Annotated in this window: 13 protein-coding genes and 1 pseudogene; 4 read left to right on the forward strand and 10 right to left on the reverse strand. The window is 38.4% G+C overall.

All coding sequences use genetic code 11. The annotated features are described in order from the left end of the window. Positions 1 to 223 precede the first annotated feature (223 nt). The 8 genes and pseudogenes from aroH to DYQ05_RS01285 form a co-directional block, all read right to left on the reverse strand. Complete coding sequence (gene aroH / locus DYQ05_RS01250; protein ID WP_206183684.1) at positions 224 to 574, reverse strand: chorismate mutase; 351 nt, start codon at positions 572 to 574, stop codon at positions 224 to 226. A gap of 80 nt (positions 575 to 654) precedes the next feature. Beyond that, positions 655 to 3484: pseudogene (ppdK, locus tag DYQ05_RS14440) on the reverse strand (pyruvate, phosphate dikinase). A 169-nt stretch (positions 3485 to 3653) separates the two neighbouring features. Beyond that, positions 3654 to 4754 (reverse strand): class II aldolase/adducin family protein, encoded by a 1101-nt coding sequence (locus tag DYQ05_RS01260; protein WP_206183685.1) that lies wholly within the window; start codon positions 4752 to 4754, stop codon positions 3654 to 3656. A 123-nt stretch (positions 4755 to 4877) separates the two neighbouring features. Next, the gene (locus tag DYQ05_RS01265) at positions 4878 to 5450 is read right to left on the reverse strand and encodes a response regulator (protein WP_206183686.1); all 573 of its coding nucleotides are present in this window, start codon (positions 5448 to 5450) and stop codon (positions 4878 to 4880) included. 37 nt (positions 5451 to 5487) lie between these two features. Beyond that, positions 5488 to 6189: a regulatory protein RecX gene (locus tag DYQ05_RS01270; RefSeq protein WP_225969007.1), complete on the reverse strand. Its 702-nt coding sequence runs from the start codon at positions 6187 to 6189 to the stop codon at positions 5488 to 5490. Further along, positions 6128 to 6517, reverse strand: coding sequence for a 30S ribosomal protein S9 (rpsI, locus tag DYQ05_RS01275; protein ID WP_020964068.1), 390 nt, complete (start codon positions 6515 to 6517; stop codon positions 6128 to 6130). Before rpsI ends, DYQ05_RS01270 begins: the two co-directional genes overlap by 62 nt. 10 nt (positions 6518 to 6527) lie before the next feature. Further along, positions 6528 to 6956: a 50S ribosomal protein L13 gene (gene rplM, locus DYQ05_RS01280; protein WP_206183687.1), complete on the reverse strand. Its 429-nt coding sequence runs from the start codon at positions 6954 to 6956 to the stop codon at positions 6528 to 6530. 82 nt (positions 6957 to 7038) lie between these two features. Beyond that, positions 7039 to 7272: a hypothetical protein gene (locus DYQ05_RS01285; RefSeq protein ID WP_020964070.1), complete on the reverse strand. Its 234-nt coding sequence runs from the start codon at positions 7270 to 7272 to the stop codon at positions 7039 to 7041. Positions 7273 to 7627: 355 nt separating this feature from the next. Here DYQ05_RS01285 and DYQ05_RS01290 point away from each other — a divergent pair, with 355 nt between their 5' ends. From DYQ05_RS01290 to DYQ05_RS01305, 4 genes are all read left to right on the forward strand, one after another. Then, positions 7628 to 8983, forward strand: coding sequence for a sialidase family protein (locus tag DYQ05_RS01290; RefSeq protein ID WP_206183688.1), 1356 nt, complete (start codon positions 7628 to 7630; stop codon positions 8981 to 8983). 12 nt (positions 8984 to 8995) lie between these two features. Beyond that, a complete protein-coding gene (locus DYQ05_RS01295) occupies positions 8996 to 9190 on the forward strand; it encodes a hypothetical protein (RefSeq protein ID WP_152513514.1) in 195 nt (64 codons plus the stop codon). A 200-nt stretch (positions 9191 to 9390) separates the two neighbouring features. Continuing rightward, positions 9391 to 11547 (forward strand): methyl-accepting chemotaxis protein, encoded by a 2157-nt coding sequence (locus tag DYQ05_RS01300; RefSeq protein WP_206183689.1) that lies wholly within the window; start codon positions 9391 to 9393, stop codon positions 11545 to 11547. 146 nt (positions 11548 to 11693) lie between these two features. Further along, positions 11694 to 13280, forward strand: a complete 1587-nt coding sequence (locus DYQ05_RS01305; protein WP_206183690.1) for a hypothetical protein — start codon at positions 11694 to 11696, stop codon at positions 13278 to 13280. Positions 13281 to 13519: 239 nt separating this feature from the next. On the opposite strand, the gene DYQ05_RS01310 is transcribed toward DYQ05_RS01305, so the two are convergent. Together DYQ05_RS01310 and dctP are read right to left on the reverse strand one after the other, a co-directional pair. Beyond that, entirely contained in the window at positions 13520 to 15358 is a 1839-nt protein-coding gene (locus DYQ05_RS01310) for a TRAP transporter large permease subunit (RefSeq protein WP_206183691.1), read from the reverse strand. A 16-nt stretch (positions 15359 to 15374) separates the two neighbouring features. Continuing rightward, positions 15375 to 16403, reverse strand: a complete 1029-nt coding sequence (gene dctP / locus DYQ05_RS01315) for a TRAP transporter substrate-binding protein DctP (RefSeq protein WP_020964076.1) — start codon at positions 16401 to 16403, stop codon at positions 15375 to 15377. Between the last annotated feature and the right edge of the window lies 1 nt (position 16404).

Here is a 16404-nt window from a genome sequence, read left to right on the forward strand (position 1 = left end):
TTATACTTAAACAAGCTGCCGATTAAAGCATAAAAATCTTTTACTTAATCGTAACTTTTTTAATTTAAATCTCTTACGGGATTTTATTATATCCGATTTATCGTTTATCGGCAAGTAGAAAAATGAATAAATTCTATAAATTGTTAAATATAGATTTTTTTTAATTGTATTAAAGGCTTGTAAAATTTATAATTGAATTTGTTTTTTCAAAGAATATAAGCCCTTATTTTCTTAAATTCGCCGCTCCGTTCAGATAAACGTAAACAGGTTTTAACCTTGAATAATAATGAATAAGAAGCCTGACAGTGTTCGGAAGAGAATTTTCCGTTTCAGGTTCCGCCGAACAAAAAAGGGCAAGGTCTTTTGCAAAACCGTTTTTACGCAAAGCCGTTGCAGGGTTAAGGGCCGTTATATCTTTAGTAACGGTAAACTGAATTGAAACTATATCTTTTTCCCGGAGGCGGTTCAGTTTAAGTATTTCGGAAAATAAAAAACAAACTTCCTTTTGTATACTTTTCGTAGAATTTTCACAGGTAACGGCACCTCTTACGGCTTTCAGTTTTTTTAAAATCATAGCTTATCTCATATTTAAAAAGCGGAAGTACCGTTTCGGTACTTCCGTTTAGGTAATGCCGCTTTTTGTTTGTTAAAATCTTATTTTTTTAAAATAGATTTTTTTACCGGAGCTTTTTTTGGTGAAGCATCGCTTTTTACGGCAGCTTTTTTAGTTTGAGCTTTCTTTACGGTATCGGCTTTAACGGAAGCCCCCCGTTTTACAGGCTGAGCCGCGGTTGCTTTTTTTTCAATTTCCGCATGAGCTGCGGCAAGGCGTGCAATAGGAACTCTCAATGGAGAAGCTGAAACATAATCCATTCCCGCCCGGCAAAAGAATTTAACCGAATTTAAATCTCCGCCGTGTTCACCGCAAACTCCTATTTCAAGGTCTTTGCGGGTATTGCGCCCTTTTTGAATTGCGGAATCTACAAGCATTCCGACCCCTTCCTGGTCCAGAGATTGGAAAGGGTCCGCCTTAAATACGCCCGCCTTTGTTTCATCAACATATTCGGGAAGAAATTTGCCGGCATCATCTCGGCTTATACCTATGGTCATTTGCGTTAAATCATTCGTACCGAAAGAGAAAAACTCCGCATATTCCGCAATTTTATCGGCAAGAAGGGCAGCTCGCGGAGTTTCTATCATAGTGCCTACCATATATTTAAGTTTTTTATCTTTCGCTTTTTTCTCTATGATATCGTCCGCAACTTCACGTACACGTTTTTCCAAAATTTTAAATTCCTTTGCGTCAATTGTAAGCGGAATCATTATTTCAGGTAAAACCTTTATACCTTTTTTTTGTGCCGAACATGCAGCCGAGATAATTGCCGTAACCTGCATTTCAAGTATTTCAGGATAGGTAATACTCAATCGGCAGCCCCTATGACCCAACATCGGATTTGCTTCGGTTAATTGTTCCACCCGATTTTTAACGCTTGCAAAAGAAATATTAAGCCGTTCAGCCAAATTTTGCTGACCTTCTTTATCGTGGGGAACAAATTCGTGTAATGGAGGGTCGATTAAGCGTATTGTAACGGGATAACCGTTCATTGCTTTAAAGATGCCTTCAAAATCGCGGGTTTGATAAGGAAGAAGTTTTTTAAGAGCTTTTTCTCTTGCTTCTTTTGTTTCCGCAATAATCATTTCACGGATTGCAAGAATTCTGTTTTCGTCGCTGAAGAACATGTGCTCCGTTCTGCAAAGACCTATACCTTCGGCTCCGTGTCCGATTGCAATTTTTGCATCTTCAGGAGTATCGGCATTTGTTCTTACATGAATTTTTCTTATTTCGTTTACCCACTCCATTATTTTTTTTATAGGCTGCCGGAGGTTTGGGATTTATTAAGGTAAGTTCACCCTTGTAAACCGAGCCCTTTGTACCGTCCAAGGTAATAAAGTCCCCTTCTTTTAAAATAACTCCGCCTGAAGCAATTTCTTTTTTATCGTAATCTATGGAAAGTTTTTCGCAGCCTACAATACAGCATTTACCCCAGCCGCGTGCAACGACCGCTGCATGGCTTGTTTTTCCGCCCGTAGCGGTTAAAATACCTTCCGCTGCATGCATACCGCCTACATCTTCAGGGCTTGTTTCATGACGGACTAAGATAACCTTGTTTCCGTCTTTTCTCATTTCTTCAGCACGGGCGGCCGAAAGACAAATTTTTCCGCAAGCGGCACCGGGAACGGCGGCAATACCGTCGGCAAAATGAGACGCCTTAATTTCCGAAGTCTTTGAATAATCGAGAGTTTTATAAAATACGCCTTCTATATCGGAGGCCTTGATACGTGCAACAGCCTGTTCCTTTGTAATAAGTTTTTCTTCCACCATATCGACGGCCATTTGAAAGGCTGCGGCGGGAAGTCTTTTTCCGGTACGGCATTGAAGCATATAGAGTTTGCCTTCTTCTACCGTAAATTCCATATCCTGCATATCTTTATAATGTTTTTCCAAAATTTTTCTTACTTCATTAAGCCGTTTATATGCTTTAGGGTCTTCTTTTTCAAAAACATCGAGTTTAATCGGTGTTCTAATGCCTGCAACTACATCTTCGCCTTGCGCATTAAAAAGATATTCACCGTAAAATTCATTTTTACCGGAATTGGGGTCGCGGGTAAAACAAACTCCGGTTCCGGACGTGTTTCCCTTATTGCCGAAAACCATTTGCATAACATTTACGGCGGTTCCGCGTATACCTGTGATATTTTCTACTCGGCGGTAAGTAACGGCTTTTTCCGACATCCATGAGCCGAAGACGGCGCTTATTGCTCCCCATAACTGCTCGAGAGGCTTTTGCGGAAAGTCCGTTTTTATTTCTTTTTTGTAAAGAGCTTTTGATTTATCTATTACTTCTTTTAATTCCGCTTCATTTACATCGGTGTCCGAAATTTTTATATTTTCATTTTTATTAAGACGCTTTCTGGTTTTCTTTTCTTTTATATCATTTAAAATTTTATCGAATTTATCCCGTTCAATGTTCATAGCGGTGGAGCCGTACATAAGAATAAAGCGGCGGTAGGCATCAAGGGCAAATCTCAAATTACCCGTTTTTTTTGCCAATCCGTTAACCGATTCGTCGTTTAAGCCTAAATTTAAAATAGTTTCCATCATACCGGGCATTGAAACGGGCGCTCCGGACCGTACGGATACTAAAAGAGGGTCGTTTTTATCTCCCAGCTTTTTACCTGCGGTTTTTTCCAATTTTGAAAGATACTCTTCTACCTGTTTTTTCAATTCTGCGGGGTACTTGCGGTTATTTTTATAGTACTCCTCGCAAACTTCCGTTGTAATTGTAAATCCGGCGGGAACGGGTAACCCGATAGCGGTCATTTCCGCCAATCCGGCTCCTTTTCCGCCTAAAACATCTTTCATCGTACCGTTACCTTCGGCACGTCCGTCGCCAAAAAAATATACATATTTCGACTTTGCCATTGCATAGTCCTCCTTGAACATGAGCAATTATTACAATTAACTTCTATTATATTCCTTAAAATATTAAATGTCAATGTATAATTCGAATGAATATGAAAAAAAAATGAATTTTTATAAAGCCGGTTATTATTCGCTTAAATATCGGTTTTTCAGGCGTTATTAAAGCCGTTTACATTCCGCGTTTGGAATAGTCGTTTATATAGCCCTTTCTCAACTCTTTTACATAGTTTGCTTCAAGAGGCGAGTATGTTTTAAATTTTTTTGAAAGAAAAAATGCCGTAAAATTTTTTTCGCATATTTCTTTTAGTGCAATCATATCATCATAATCCGAAACACAGCATAAAAGAGCCTTGTTTTCGATTAAAAGAGCGTTTCTGCTTTGTAAATATTTTGCCGTATTTTTTCCCATATCTTTATATGATATACTGAAAATATTTTCACCCGCTATTTGTGCAAAATCTTCCAAAAAAGCCGGAATAAGTTTTTCTTTATCGATAAAGTTTTTTACGTTAATTTTTTTTAAAAGGTAAGCCGAAGCGGGCAGGTCCGAAGGTTCTATAAAATTTATTTCAGGGTACGAATCGTATATTTTTTGATATATTAAAGGCTTAATCGTATCGCTCCGTTTACTTATCGGAAAGGAATTGTCAAGATGTTTTTCTTTATAATCATTTGGAAAATTTGTATAAAATTCGGCAAATTCGGGCAGTTCCGAAAATATAAAATTACGGCAAATATTTTCTAAGGTTTGCGCTCTTAAAAAAGCTTCTTTAAGGGTTTCCCCGACACAAACGGCTCCGTGATACGGCATAAGAACCGCTCCTTCATTTCCTAAACATTCTGCGACATTAAAAGCAAGTTCTTTTGAGCCTGACGGAGCATATTCTGCACATGGAATAAAATTCTTTAGAAGTCTTTTTGCTTTATTGTCTTTTACGGGAATTGAATTTAAACAGCCGGCAGCTGCGGAGGCGAATTTTTGGTGTGTGTGAATAATAAACCGTATTGAAGATTTTTTTTTGTAAATTTCCGCGTGTAAAAGGCGTTCCGAGGAAGGTCTTACTGAACCGAACAAATCGGGAGTATTTATGTTAAGAAGTACAATGTTGTCGGGTTTAAGATTTTCGTATCCGCAACCTGAAGGGGTAATTGCAAAATTATCATTATCGATACGTACGCTTACATTTCCCCAAGTACGTATTGTAAGACCCGTATGGAGTAATTTTTTCCCCATTTTAATAACGGTAAGTTTTGCATCGGTTGCCGTCATTCCGTTAATCCTTTAAAAGCTATACCGGATTTTTCAACAAAAAGCCTTGTGCATATTGCATGTGCTTTATGTATTCCGTTTTATCGCTGATGACCGTCATACTATTGAGTTATGACCGTCATACTATTGAGTTATGACTGTATTTATTTCATTTAAAATAGCATTAAAGTCCAAGGGCTTTTTAAAAAAAGAATCCGCTCCCAATTCGAGCATTTGGGTTTTAAGCGTACTGTCTTCAAGGCCTGTAACCACGATTATGTAAGGTTCTCCGAAAGAGTCATCGCTTTTTATCTTAGTACAAATTTCTTTTCCGCCTATTCCGGGTAAGTCTATATCCAAGATAATAAAACCCGGTCTATACTTTGCAATTTGGGAACCGGCATCGAATCCGTCATAAGACTGATAAATTGTAAGCTCCGGAATGTTCTTCGTTAAAAATGTAGCTATAGCCTCATTTAAAACCCTATCGTCATCTACAATAATAATGGAATTCCAATGGGCTTGACCGGCAGAATCTTCCAAATCTTCAGGTATTTTCATACCCCGATCTTTAATAAAAGAAAGTAAATCCTCGTGATATACACGGTATTGACCGCCCGGTGTATTAAAGGCTTTCAGATATCCATTGCGAATCCAGTTTATTGCTGTTTGGTTGACGACTCCGCACATATTGGCAACTTCAAGCGCCGAATACATTTTTACCCGCCGTCTGCTTTCGTTTTTACTCATAATTTTAATTATAATAGCTTGCGCTATTATTTTTTATTTCCTCCAAACATAAATTTATAAGATTCATAGAAAAACCAAGCCGCTGCATTGACCGCAGAAGTTTTTGTTTATCCTTATATTTTACCGACTGCCTTTTTAAAGCCGTTCGGCAAATATCCTCTTCGGAATTTTCGGAAAAAAAGTCGCTGAGGGCTTTTTCCGCAACAGCAAAATTCACTCCGCGTAAAGCAAGCTCGGAAGCAAGCCGTTTCCTTCCCTCTTTTTTACTTATGCTGCGGGTGTTAAGCCATGCAGCGGCAAACCTGCCGTCGTTTAAAAATCCCTTATCGGATAAATAATCCAAGGCGATTTTTATATCGCCTGCCGAAAAATCTTTTTTTTTCAGCTTTATTTCCAGCTGAAATCTTGAATGTTCGGCTCTGTTTAAATATATCATAGCCGCCGTTTCAACGGCATATCTTCGGACGGCATTAAGTAATGCGTCCAACAAATCTCCGCTTATTAAAGCACCGCAAGTTTTAGTAAGAAGCTGCAAGTGCTCTTCGTTAAAATATTCCGCACGTGTTAAAAAAGACACTCCTTCAGAATTGACAACTTTAATCAATCCTGAAGAAGCGCTGCATATATCCGCAACAAAAAAAGAATTAGCGTTTGCTGAACTGGAATCTTCGGCGTGCACCGCGCTGACCGTATTTTTTGCGCTCAACCATTCGCGAATCCCGTGTAAGCAATCCGTTTGCCTTTAAAGATGCGCGGTTGGAAATGTCCACTTGAGCCAAGGCTCTGGCAATACCGTGCGAACATGCTCCCGCCTGACCGTTAAGTCCTCCGCCGCAGACAGTAATGATAATGTCGTACTTTGATTCACTTGCAGTTACCATTAAAGGTTCTTTTGCTTTTTGGATTTGCTCCGCTGTAGCAAAATAGTCGTTAATGTCCTTATCGTTAATCGATAATTTTCCTTTTCCGTCCCGAATGTATACTCTGGCGACCGATGTTTTTCGGCGGCCCGTTCCCATTCCAATATTTTTCATTCGCTGCTCCTTATATTTCCACTGCTACGGGGTTTTGTGCTTTATGCGGATGTTCCGAGCCTGCATAGACCTTAACATTCGTTAAAAGCTTTCTGCCAAGCGGTCCCTTGGGAAGCATACCCTTAATTGCAATCATCAACGGTTCCGTCGGCTTTTTCTCTATAAGTTTGCTGAAATTGACAGATTTTAAGCCTCCGACATAACCGGTATGTCTGTAGTACATCTTATCCTTAGCCTTATTACCAGTTACGGCAACTTTTTCGGCATTTACAATTACTACGTAATCGCCGGTTTCCTGATTGGGAGCAAAAACGGTTTTATGCTTTCCCCTGAGCATAGCGGCGGTTTTTGCAGCTACACGTCCCAGAGGCTTCCCTGCGGCATCAATTAAGTACCAAGAGCGGGGAGCTTCATGTTCTTTTATAAAAATAGTTTTCATTAGTGTATACCTTCTACAATAAATATATGCAGATAATGTGGGTGCAAATATTATAAAGGAATAATTGATTTATGTCAACAACTTATTCCGTTTTATTTTCCGCAGCCTTCATAGCGGCTTCTTCTTTACGTGCGTCCTGTTTGTCTTTAATATCGGCAATGCCTATAAAGATGGAAATAAGCCCTACAAAAGCGGCGAAAATCGGAAGACCTCCGCGCAAAAACAGCAGTATATCCTGCCCCCAGCCCAATCCCATGGGCAAAGCTGAAACTACCGTAAAAGCAATTAAAATAATACCAATAAAAAGTGCTAACATTGTAAGCCTCCTAAATCGTAAAAAACTATTATCGCATATTTATAAAAAACGGTCAAGTAAGCATTGAGGGGCTTTGTTTTATGGAATAAAACATCTTAAATAAGGGTTTACCAAGGTTTTGCAGGCCGTTTTCGGATATTTTTAAAATTTAAATTCGGGTTTAACGGAACGGTTTTAGGGTAAGTTTTTATCCGAAAAAGACTTCCGTTCTTTTTTACGGACGAATATTCGGTTGCTTTAGGTTCTGGTATTTATTTTGGAATTATAGTATATTTATTTTTAACAATGGTTAACCTAATTGTTTATAAACTGTTTTATTATTAAAACTGTAAAAAACTTACATAGGAGATAATTTATGAAAAACTTTAAGTTTGCCGCCTTGATTGCGGCAATAATATTTACGGCTTTGTTTGTAAGCTGTCCGAGTGCAAAGAATATACCGGAAGGCGGAAATGAGGAAGCGAATAAGAATGAGAATAAAGAGAAAAAACCTCCTTATGATGTTTGGAAAGATTCTTCGAGGGATAAGTCCTATGCAACCGTATTCGAAGGGGATAAGGGTCCTATAGGGGTGGATAACCAGAAGGGCTTTTATCGTATTCCAGCTCTTACCGTTACAAAAGACGGGGTTTTGCTCGCCTTTGCCGACAAACGCTTCGGAGATAATATGGATACGGGGTATGATATACCGATTAGCGGTAGCGGTATTGCACAGGGCGGAAATTATAGGAATAAAAATAAACCTTCGGATATTGTAATGCGAAAATCCTCGGATGCGGGCAAAACCTGGTCGGAAGAAACCGTTTGCGCGCGCGGCGACGGGCATGGACAACAACAGGCTCATAACGATACGGAGAATAACAATATTACGTCGGTTACGAAGCCTCAAGACGGTAAGTATGCGGGGCATTGCGACGCCGTTCCCGCTGCCGACCGCGATTCCGGACAACTTTTATTTTTAACATGTTCCGGGAGCAGTAATTACAGTAACCAAAACGGCCCCAACTATTTACTTTGCTTTACTTCTCTTGACGGCGGAAAAACTTGGACTTATAAAGATATAAGCTCGGATATTGAGCGTTTAACAAACAATAACTCCGGACAGCGGTTTTTCGGTTCAGGAAGAGCGACACAGTCTAAAATTCATAAAAAAGGAAGTCATTATCGGGTGTATGCGCATGTCGGAATTGCCGGTAAAGGCTATGTTATGTACACGGACGACTTCGGCTCTAATTGGAAAATGCTTAAACGGCAGGGCGGAAGCGGGGAAATTACCGGCTGGGATGAAGTAAAGGTTACGGAATTCGATGACGGCAGTCTTCTTATTGTAGGCAAGCAAAAATCAGGTTCAAATCCTCTTACCGTGTTTAAGTATTCCGATGTAGAAAACGGTACGGGAACATTTGAAAATAATGTAAACGTACAAAATATCGCAGGCACCGAATGTAACGGGGATATGATAATAGTAAAGGCTAAAAAAACCGCTTCGGGTGAAAAGGTAAATCTCGTATTGGCATCTTATCCCTTAGGCCTTAAATCGGGAGCAGCTTCTGCGAGTGAGATTTCAGGTGCCCGCAGCAGTACGAATTTTTACCGCTTTAACATAGGTATTTATTGGAAAGAATTTGAAGGCAATGCCTTAACTTTACCCGAAGCGACTTCTTTTAATTCCGGCTGGTGTACAAACCCGTATCGGGTACAAGGAGATTAAGATATAGAAGGCGTGTACTCTGTAATGCAGGAGCTTCCCAATAAAAATATCGGAATTTTATATGAAGAAGGCCCTGCGACAAGAGCGGAACTTAAAAGCGGACAAAAAATACCGTTTAAAGGTTACCAGTACGGCGACTGGAACGTTATAAAATATAAAGAGCTTGATATTTCCGATATAACCGGCGGACAATATTCCAAGCTGTAAATATTTGCGGCGGTTTTGCTTTAAATTTATACCCGCAATGCATAAAAATACCCTCTCTACCGCTTTTTTTCAGATAACGGCGGGGAGGGGGATTACCTTTCAGTGCCGAATTTTAACATAAAAAATTACAATTTGCCGTTTTAGAAGGAGTTCCGACAAGAGTACAAAAGGTGAAAATTTCAGCATATAGGAGTTATGAGATGAAAGAAAAAGGTATAACGGACAGTCTTCCTCAAAAAAAATGTAAGAAAATATTTCAGTTTAAAAGACGTTTTTCAATTCAATTTAAATTACTGCTTCCGATAATTTTTTTAACCCTGATTCAATATGCAGTTTTGCTTTATAATGAATGGCGGAGTATCCGCAATTTTTCTTATGAACAGATAAGAGCATTGGCTAACGTAAAACATCTTGCTTTTATAAATGCGGTCAATAATTATTCGGAAACGGGAGGTATTCTTCTGGATTTTATATCTCAGGATACGAATATTATAAAAGCCTTTGCCGAAAAAGACAGAAATGCTCTTTTATATGCTGCAGGGCCATTGTATAAAACTATGCATGAAAAATACAACATAGAGCAATTTCATTTTCACACGCCGGAAGTAAATTCTTTTTTGCGTGTACACGCCCCTTTAAAATACGGCGATAATCTAAGCTCTTACCGCCTTTCGGTAATTGAAGCCAATAAAGAAAAAAAACGCATTTCCGGTTTGGAAGTCGGATTAAGCGATTTGGGATTCCGCATAGTTACACCCTTATATTCTTCCGAAGGAGTGCATATAGGTTCGGTTGAATGCGGAGGGGCAATTAATACCGATTTTATTAACGCTTTATGTAAAATAAGTTCCGAGGAAGTATTGGAAGGCGGAATGAATATGAGCATTACAATAAAAACTCTTGAAGGAGAATATAAGGTTATAGCCGGTAATTTTAACGATACGGATACGGATAATCCTCAAACTATTTCCGATATTTTAATGACGCAAAACCTTATAACAACGGTAAAAAATAGAAGTGCGGTTTATTATCCTTTACGGGACTTTTCGAATAATAATATAGGATATGTTAAATTCGTTTTCGGGATTGATAAAATTTTACGGGAGCGAAATGTATTTTTTCTGCGTACCTTTATATTGTCTTTGTTAGTTTTATTGCTGTACACAATAATTATAGGTATTATAAGCCGTATAAGCATAATAAGCCCTGTAAAATATGCGGTAAAAACTCTTAAAAACATCTCGGAAGGCGACGGAGATTTAACCGTGAGTATGCCGGTGAGAGGGAATGACGAGCTTACGGATTTATCGATATACTTTAATCAAACAATTGAAAAAATAAGAGCTGCCGTTGAGGTTGTCGGCGGAAGTACCGAAACTATGCAGGAAGTAGGCGATGAGCTTGCAAGCAATATAACCGAAACTGCAAGTGCCGTTCATGAAATAAGCGCAAACATTGAAGCCGTAAAAAAACAAATCCTTACACAGGCCTCAAGCGTAACCGCCGTGGGAGCTTCTTTACAGGTAATGGCGACTTCAATAGAAAAAGTTGATAACCACATAAAAATACAAATACAAAATATAGAAGATTCTTCAAAATCGATTAACCTTATGGTGTCCAATATTCAATCCGCTGCAGATGCCGTTGAAACAAATCTGGAAACACTCGGAAGTTTAAATATTGAAACGGAAGAAGGAAAAACGGTTATCGGCGAAGCCGTAGATTTAAGTAAATCCGTAGATGAAAGCTCGGAAGTACTTTTAGAAGCAAGCAGCGTTATTCAACATATTGCAGCGCAAACAAATCTTTTGGCAATGAACGCCGCGATTGAGGCGGCACATGCGGGAGAGGCGGGAAAAGGTTTTGCCGTTGTTGCCGATGAAATACGTAAACTTGCGGAAGAATCCAATATGCAGGGAAAAAATATTACTTTGATATTAAAAGAATTAAAAGAGAAAATAAAACGTGTAAGCGAAGCCGCATTATCCATCAAAAACCGTTTTGATACGATTGCCGGCTTGGCTGAAAAAACAAAGCGACAAGAGTTTATCATTATGGAAACTATGGAGGAGCAAAAAGAAGGAAGCGGGCAAATTGTACGGGCAATGCAGCAAATAGAGAATATGACTGAAGAAGTAAAAAAAAGCTCGCAGGCAATGCTTACGGGAAGCGTACTTGTTTCAAAAGAAATGGAAAGACTGGGAGCCCTTTCCGACAGTATAGCAAACAGTATGAACGAAATGGCTTCAGGTGCGGTTCAAATTAACAATGCGGAAACGGAAATAAGCGATATAGGTCAAATCAATAAACGAAGTATCGAAAAGGTTGTCGAAGAAATAAAGAAATTTAAAGTGTAGAGGTTTAATTTAAACTTTAAGATTTTCCCGCTCCGTTTGACGGTAACAACGATTAGTTAAAACTTCCCGGACCTTTCTGCCGCAACTTTATAAAATATTTTTATAATGCCCCTTGAAAATTTACTTCGATAGCTTATAATTATAGAATGAATCAAGATAACGTAAAAGATATTTTACTTCAAATTGCCGATACCGAGCTTGAATTTTCCGTTACCTTTACGGGAAAATCCAGTAAAAAAGTAAACGGTCTTTATAAGCCCGATACTCACGAAATTATTTTGCACAATAAAAATTTTGCAAGTGATAATGAAATGATTTATACGGCAATTCACGAATACACTCACCACAAACAATGCGAAAAAGAAGGCGGTTTTTATTCTACGCGAGTTCACACACCGAAATTTTGGACTCTCTTTCACTTATTGCTGGAAGAAGCCGAAAAAAAAGGTCTTTATAAAATTACACTGGAAGAATCGCCTGAGCTTATAGAGCTTACGGAACAAATACGGCAAACCGTAATGGTTGAAGACGGCAAGCTCATTAAGGAGCTCGGAAGGCTTTTGGCGAAGGCTCGTCCCTTGTGTAAAAAGGCCGGTGTAAGGTATGAAGATTATGTAGATAGGGTTTTGTGCCTTCCGCGGGCATCGGCGACCGCATTGGAAAAAATAAACGCTTATAATATAAATCCTGAAATAGGAGCGGACGCTATGCGGCAGGTGGCAAATATAGGTAATGCCGAAAGACGGGCGGAAGCCGAAAGACTTTTTTTAAATAAAAACAGTCCTGCCGCAGTACGCGGTAAAATCGTTTCACCTAAAAAAGAAGAAGACCCGCGAAGGGCTCTTGAAAAAGAAAAACGCCGTCTTGAAAAAACCATTTTAAGTTTACAGGCAAAACTTGAATCCGTAGAAAGCCGTCTTGCAAATATGCCCGTTCAAGCCTTTATATTTATTCTTATTTTTTCATCTCTTTTATTAATACCGCTAAGAGCTCAAGACTCAAACGGCACCGAAACGCCTTCAATTCCTCCTATACCCTCCATTCCGCAAATACCTGAAATAACCGTTATTCCAGTTACTGGAGAACCTCCTCAACCGATAATTCCTAAAGCTCCTGAACGTCCGGTAATTAAAAATCCGCTGACCCCGAAAAATACCACTTCAAAAGGAAGTGCGGGCGGCAACAAGGCGGGTTTTTCTCCGTCGGAATATATGAAACTTTTAAACGGGACACAAAACGGCAATTTTATTCAAACTTTGATGAATTCCGTAGTAGGAAGCGATGAAGAGGGCTCCGCTCTTTTAAATAAAATACTTAATCAATTCCATTCTTTCGATACCGCAAAAAATCCGGTAAGTAAGTTTACTTCAAATAAAGACGTGAGAATAAACGGCCTTAAATTAAACGGAGTTGATGTGCTTAAAGAAATCGGAAATATTGAAATTTCAAGGTTAACCGCAGATAAAAGTTTTTTTGCGGCTGCAGATTCAAAATTTTTATCGGACGGAAGCGGAAGCAAGGAAATTTTATACATTTTTGCAAAACGTAATACCGAAGGAAAATATAAACTTTTTATTGAAGTTTTTCAAAATACTGAAAATGAAAATTCCGTTTTTTATAAACTTGCAAAACTTTCTCCCGTAGAAGCCGAATTAAAAGGTTCCGTGCTTTTTGCCGAATTGAAAACGGAAAGCACCGATTTTGAAGCCGTATTTTTACTTAAAACCGATTAACAATAAGATTAATTTTAAGGCTGAAAAAGAAGAGCCGTCCAAAAGGAGGATAATGAACGGCTCTAGTGAAAAACAGTGTGTATCGTTTGTGTGTGTGAGTATAATATATCAAAAACCTCAAAAAATGTCAATAGATTTTTTAGAAAAAATTCATTTTTTTTATATTATATATTTTAAACATTTTACTTCTTCAGTTTAAGGTTATAAAAATACCTTTTACCTTAATTTATAATTCATATTTAAAATGCCAAACTGAGCTGCGGTATATATGTAATTAACATAAGAATTATAAATTGAATCATAAGATAGGGTAGAATGTTTTTAATAATTTTTGTTACGGGCTTTTTAAATGTATAGCTTGCAATAAATAAGTTCATTCCGATAGGCGGAGTCAAAAAGCCTAAAGCAAGGTTTGTTAAAAATATCGTTCCCGTGTGGACGGGGTGAACACCGAAACTTTCCGCTACCGGAATGACTAACGGCGATACGACCAGGATTGCGGAATACAAATCCATTATACAGCCTACCAGTAAAAGAAGAATATTCAATAAAAGTAAAAATACGTATTTTGATGATACATATTGCAAGGCAAACTCGGATAGCATATTGGGTACTCCCGCATAAACGAGGAATAAGGCTAAGGCCTTAGCGGTACCTATTATAACGAGCACACCTCCTGCCGTAGGAATACTTTCCAAAATAACATGGGAGGCTTGCTTTATTGTAAAGTCTTTACGGATAAAGACTTCCAAAATAAATGCGTATATTACGGCAAAGGCTGCCGTTTCAAAAAGCGAAAAAAAGCCTGAGAAGTATCCCGTACTAATTGCAACAGGTAAAACCAATTCGGGGATTCCTTCTTTGAGACTTTCCCAAAGAGCTTTTTTGGAAAAGGTCGTTCGTTTTTTTGTTTTATCTTTTATAATTCCTATTATAATCATAGAAATTGCAAGTAAAATACCGGGAAGAAAGGCTCCTTTAAAAAGAGCGAAAATATCCACCGTCATAAAGTTGGTGGCACCGTAGACAATAACGGCTAAACTGGGCGGCAGTAAAATTCCTATAGACCCTGACGAGGTAATAAGCGCTTCGGCATCATCTTCGGAATATCCGGAGCCGGTTAGAATTAGGCTTAATATTCCCCCTAAAGCTAAAATAGTAACTCCTGAAGCTCCCGTAAAAGTTGTAAAAAAGGTTGAAACCAAAACGGCTGCAATAACAACTCCGCCCCTTATTTGACCTACGGAATTCTTTACAAATTCCAAAAGTCTTTTTCCCGCACTTCCGCTTGCCAAAAGGTAACCTGCAATGGTAAACATGGGAATTGCCGCTATAGATGTATCGGTTAAGATATTATAGGTTTCTATCGGGATACTTTCAACATAACCGCCGGTAGTCATAAAAGAAAAATATGCAATTCCTGCAAGTACTATGTAAAGCGGCATTCCGAAAAGGGCGCTTATTGAAAAGAAGAGTACAATTGGAATAAGCAAGGTTGAAGAAGCCGATAATATAAAGCCGAAAACCGAATTAAGAAGACTGTATATTTTCCACGAAGTTATATCGGTAAATTTTCCGAATATTAAATCCAGTAAGCTGATAACGGAGCCCGTGCTTAAAATAAAACCCGTTATAAGTCCCAAAATTATTGCAACGGCATTTTTAGTTCTTTTAACTTCCATAAAAAGTATTGCGGCATACATAACGGGAAGAGCCGAAAAAAACAATTTTGTGGGAATATAAAAAACGGAATCGTTTTCCGCAATTTGAGAGTAATTGGGAAAAACGGAAAAAAATAAAGAAGTTAAAACAGCGATATTTACTGCGGAGATAATTTGCAGTATTATTCTTTTTGTGTTTTCCCGAAAAATAGAGGTTAGAACTTCGATATTTAACTGTTTTTTACAGGCGGTTGTTATAATTCCTGCAAGACAGGCAAATACAAAAATAAGCTGGACTGTCAGCCTTTCAGGACCTAACACGGTTATGCCTAAACCGGTAATAATATGAATGATAAACGGCAGCCATATTAAAACTGCCGTTATAATTAGAATCAAAATATTTACAGCTTTTTTCATGCCGTCTATAATATACTTATTTTCGATAAGGTTCAAGCAGCTGTTTTATTTTTTTATATATTTCAATATTTATTACATTCGGAAGAGCCTTGTGTACCGCTTCCGCGTCTTTATGAAATTCGTTTGTCCATTCAGATTTTTCCTTATCGGAAAGTTCGATTTTTTTTACACCTGCGGCAAGCATTTTAGATAAATAATCGCTATCCATTTTATCGAGAGCTTCATTCAGACTTTTACGTGTTTTTTCAAGAGCTGCAAGCATTTCGGGTTTGTATTTATCGGGAATGAGTTTCCATGATTCTTCGGTTATTACAAAACCTGACATTACGGGACAAAGTCTTGCGTCCAAAATATACGAAATATCTTTGTATAAGCCCAATACATGTGTTAATAAATGGACGGCCGTAAAGCCTCTTGCACCGGTTGAGCTTTTTAAATTTTGTATCCACTTTGAAGGCGGCACGGGGTCTACATTGAAGCCGCAAACTTTAAGCACATCGGAAAAGTCTTTTGTGTCGTTGGAACAAACAAGTTTGATTTTTTTCAGGTCTCCAAGTGAAGAGTAGGAATCTTTTGTATAAAAAGAAAGCCAGCCGGCATTTGACCACGTTAAAAGTTTACAGCCCGATTTTTGAATTTCATTTTCAAAAAAATTGCCGTGTTTTTCCAAAACAAGGTCCAATTCTTTTTGATTTTGGATTAAAAAAGGAATTGCCAAGGTAAATATTTGAGCCTTAGGTGCAAGTTCGTTTAAACCTACGGTATTAAAAACAGCCCCGTCTATTTGCGGACGTTGTCCGGGGCGTGAAGGTTTCATTTTTTGAATAACCGATTTATCTCCCCCTAAAACATACGTGTCATAGAATTTTACGCTTACCAAGCCTCCCGTAATTTTATTCCACTCCTGAGCCATTTTTTTCAGTTCAATTTCCCAAGGGGAGCGTGCCGGCGCTACGGTAGCAATTTTTAATTCGATTTTTTGCTGTGCAAAAATTGCGGTACAGCAAAACCATGTTAAAATACCTGCCAGTATTTTTTTCTTCATA

It is taken from the genome of Treponema pedis (genome assembly GCF_017161325.1).
GTDB lineage: Bacteria > Spirochaetota > Spirochaetia > Treponematales > Treponemataceae > Treponema_B > Treponema_B pedis.

Bases quoted from the DNA above. Each gene is read 5' to 3' on its own strand.
- aroH (WP_206183684.1), bottom strand. From the start codon at position 574: ATGATTTTAAAAAAACTGAAAGCCGTAAGAGGTGCCGTTACCTGTGAA.
- DYQ05_RS01260 (WP_206183685.1), bottom strand. From the start codon at position 4,754: ATGACGGCAACCGATGCAAAACTTACCGTTATTAAAATGGGGAAAAAA.
- DYQ05_RS01265 (WP_206183686.1), bottom strand. From the start codon at position 5,450: ATGTATTCGGCGCTTGAAGTTGCCAATATGTGCGGAGTCGTCAACCAA.
- rpsI (WP_020964068.1), bottom strand. From the start codon at position 6,517: ATGAAAAATATTGGAATGGGAACGGGCCGCCGAAAAACATCGGTCGCC.
- rplM (WP_206183687.1), bottom strand. From the start codon at position 6,956: ATGAAAACTATTTTTATAAAAGAACATGAAGCTCCCCGCTCTTGGTAC.
- DYQ05_RS01285 (WP_020964070.1), bottom strand. From the start codon at position 7,272: ATGTTAGCACTTTTTATTGGTATTATTTTAATTGCTTTTACGGTAGTT.
- DYQ05_RS01290 (WP_206183688.1), top strand. From the start codon at position 7,628: ATGAAAAACTTTAAGTTTGCCGCCTTGATTGCGGCAATAATATTTACG.
- DYQ05_RS01300 (WP_206183689.1), top strand. From the start codon at position 9,391: ATGAAAGAAAAAGGTATAACGGACAGTCTTCCTCAAAAAAAATGTAAG.
- DYQ05_RS01305 (WP_206183690.1), top strand. From the start codon at position 11,694: ATGAATCAAGATAACGTAAAAGATATTTTACTTCAAATTGCCGATACC.
- DYQ05_RS01310 (WP_206183691.1), bottom strand. From the start codon at position 15,358: ATGAAAAAAGCTGTAAATATTTTGATTCTAATTATAACGGCAGTTTTA.
- dctP (WP_020964076.1), bottom strand. From the start codon at position 16,403: ATGAAGAAAAAAATACTGGCAGGTATTTTAACATGGTTTTGCTGTACC.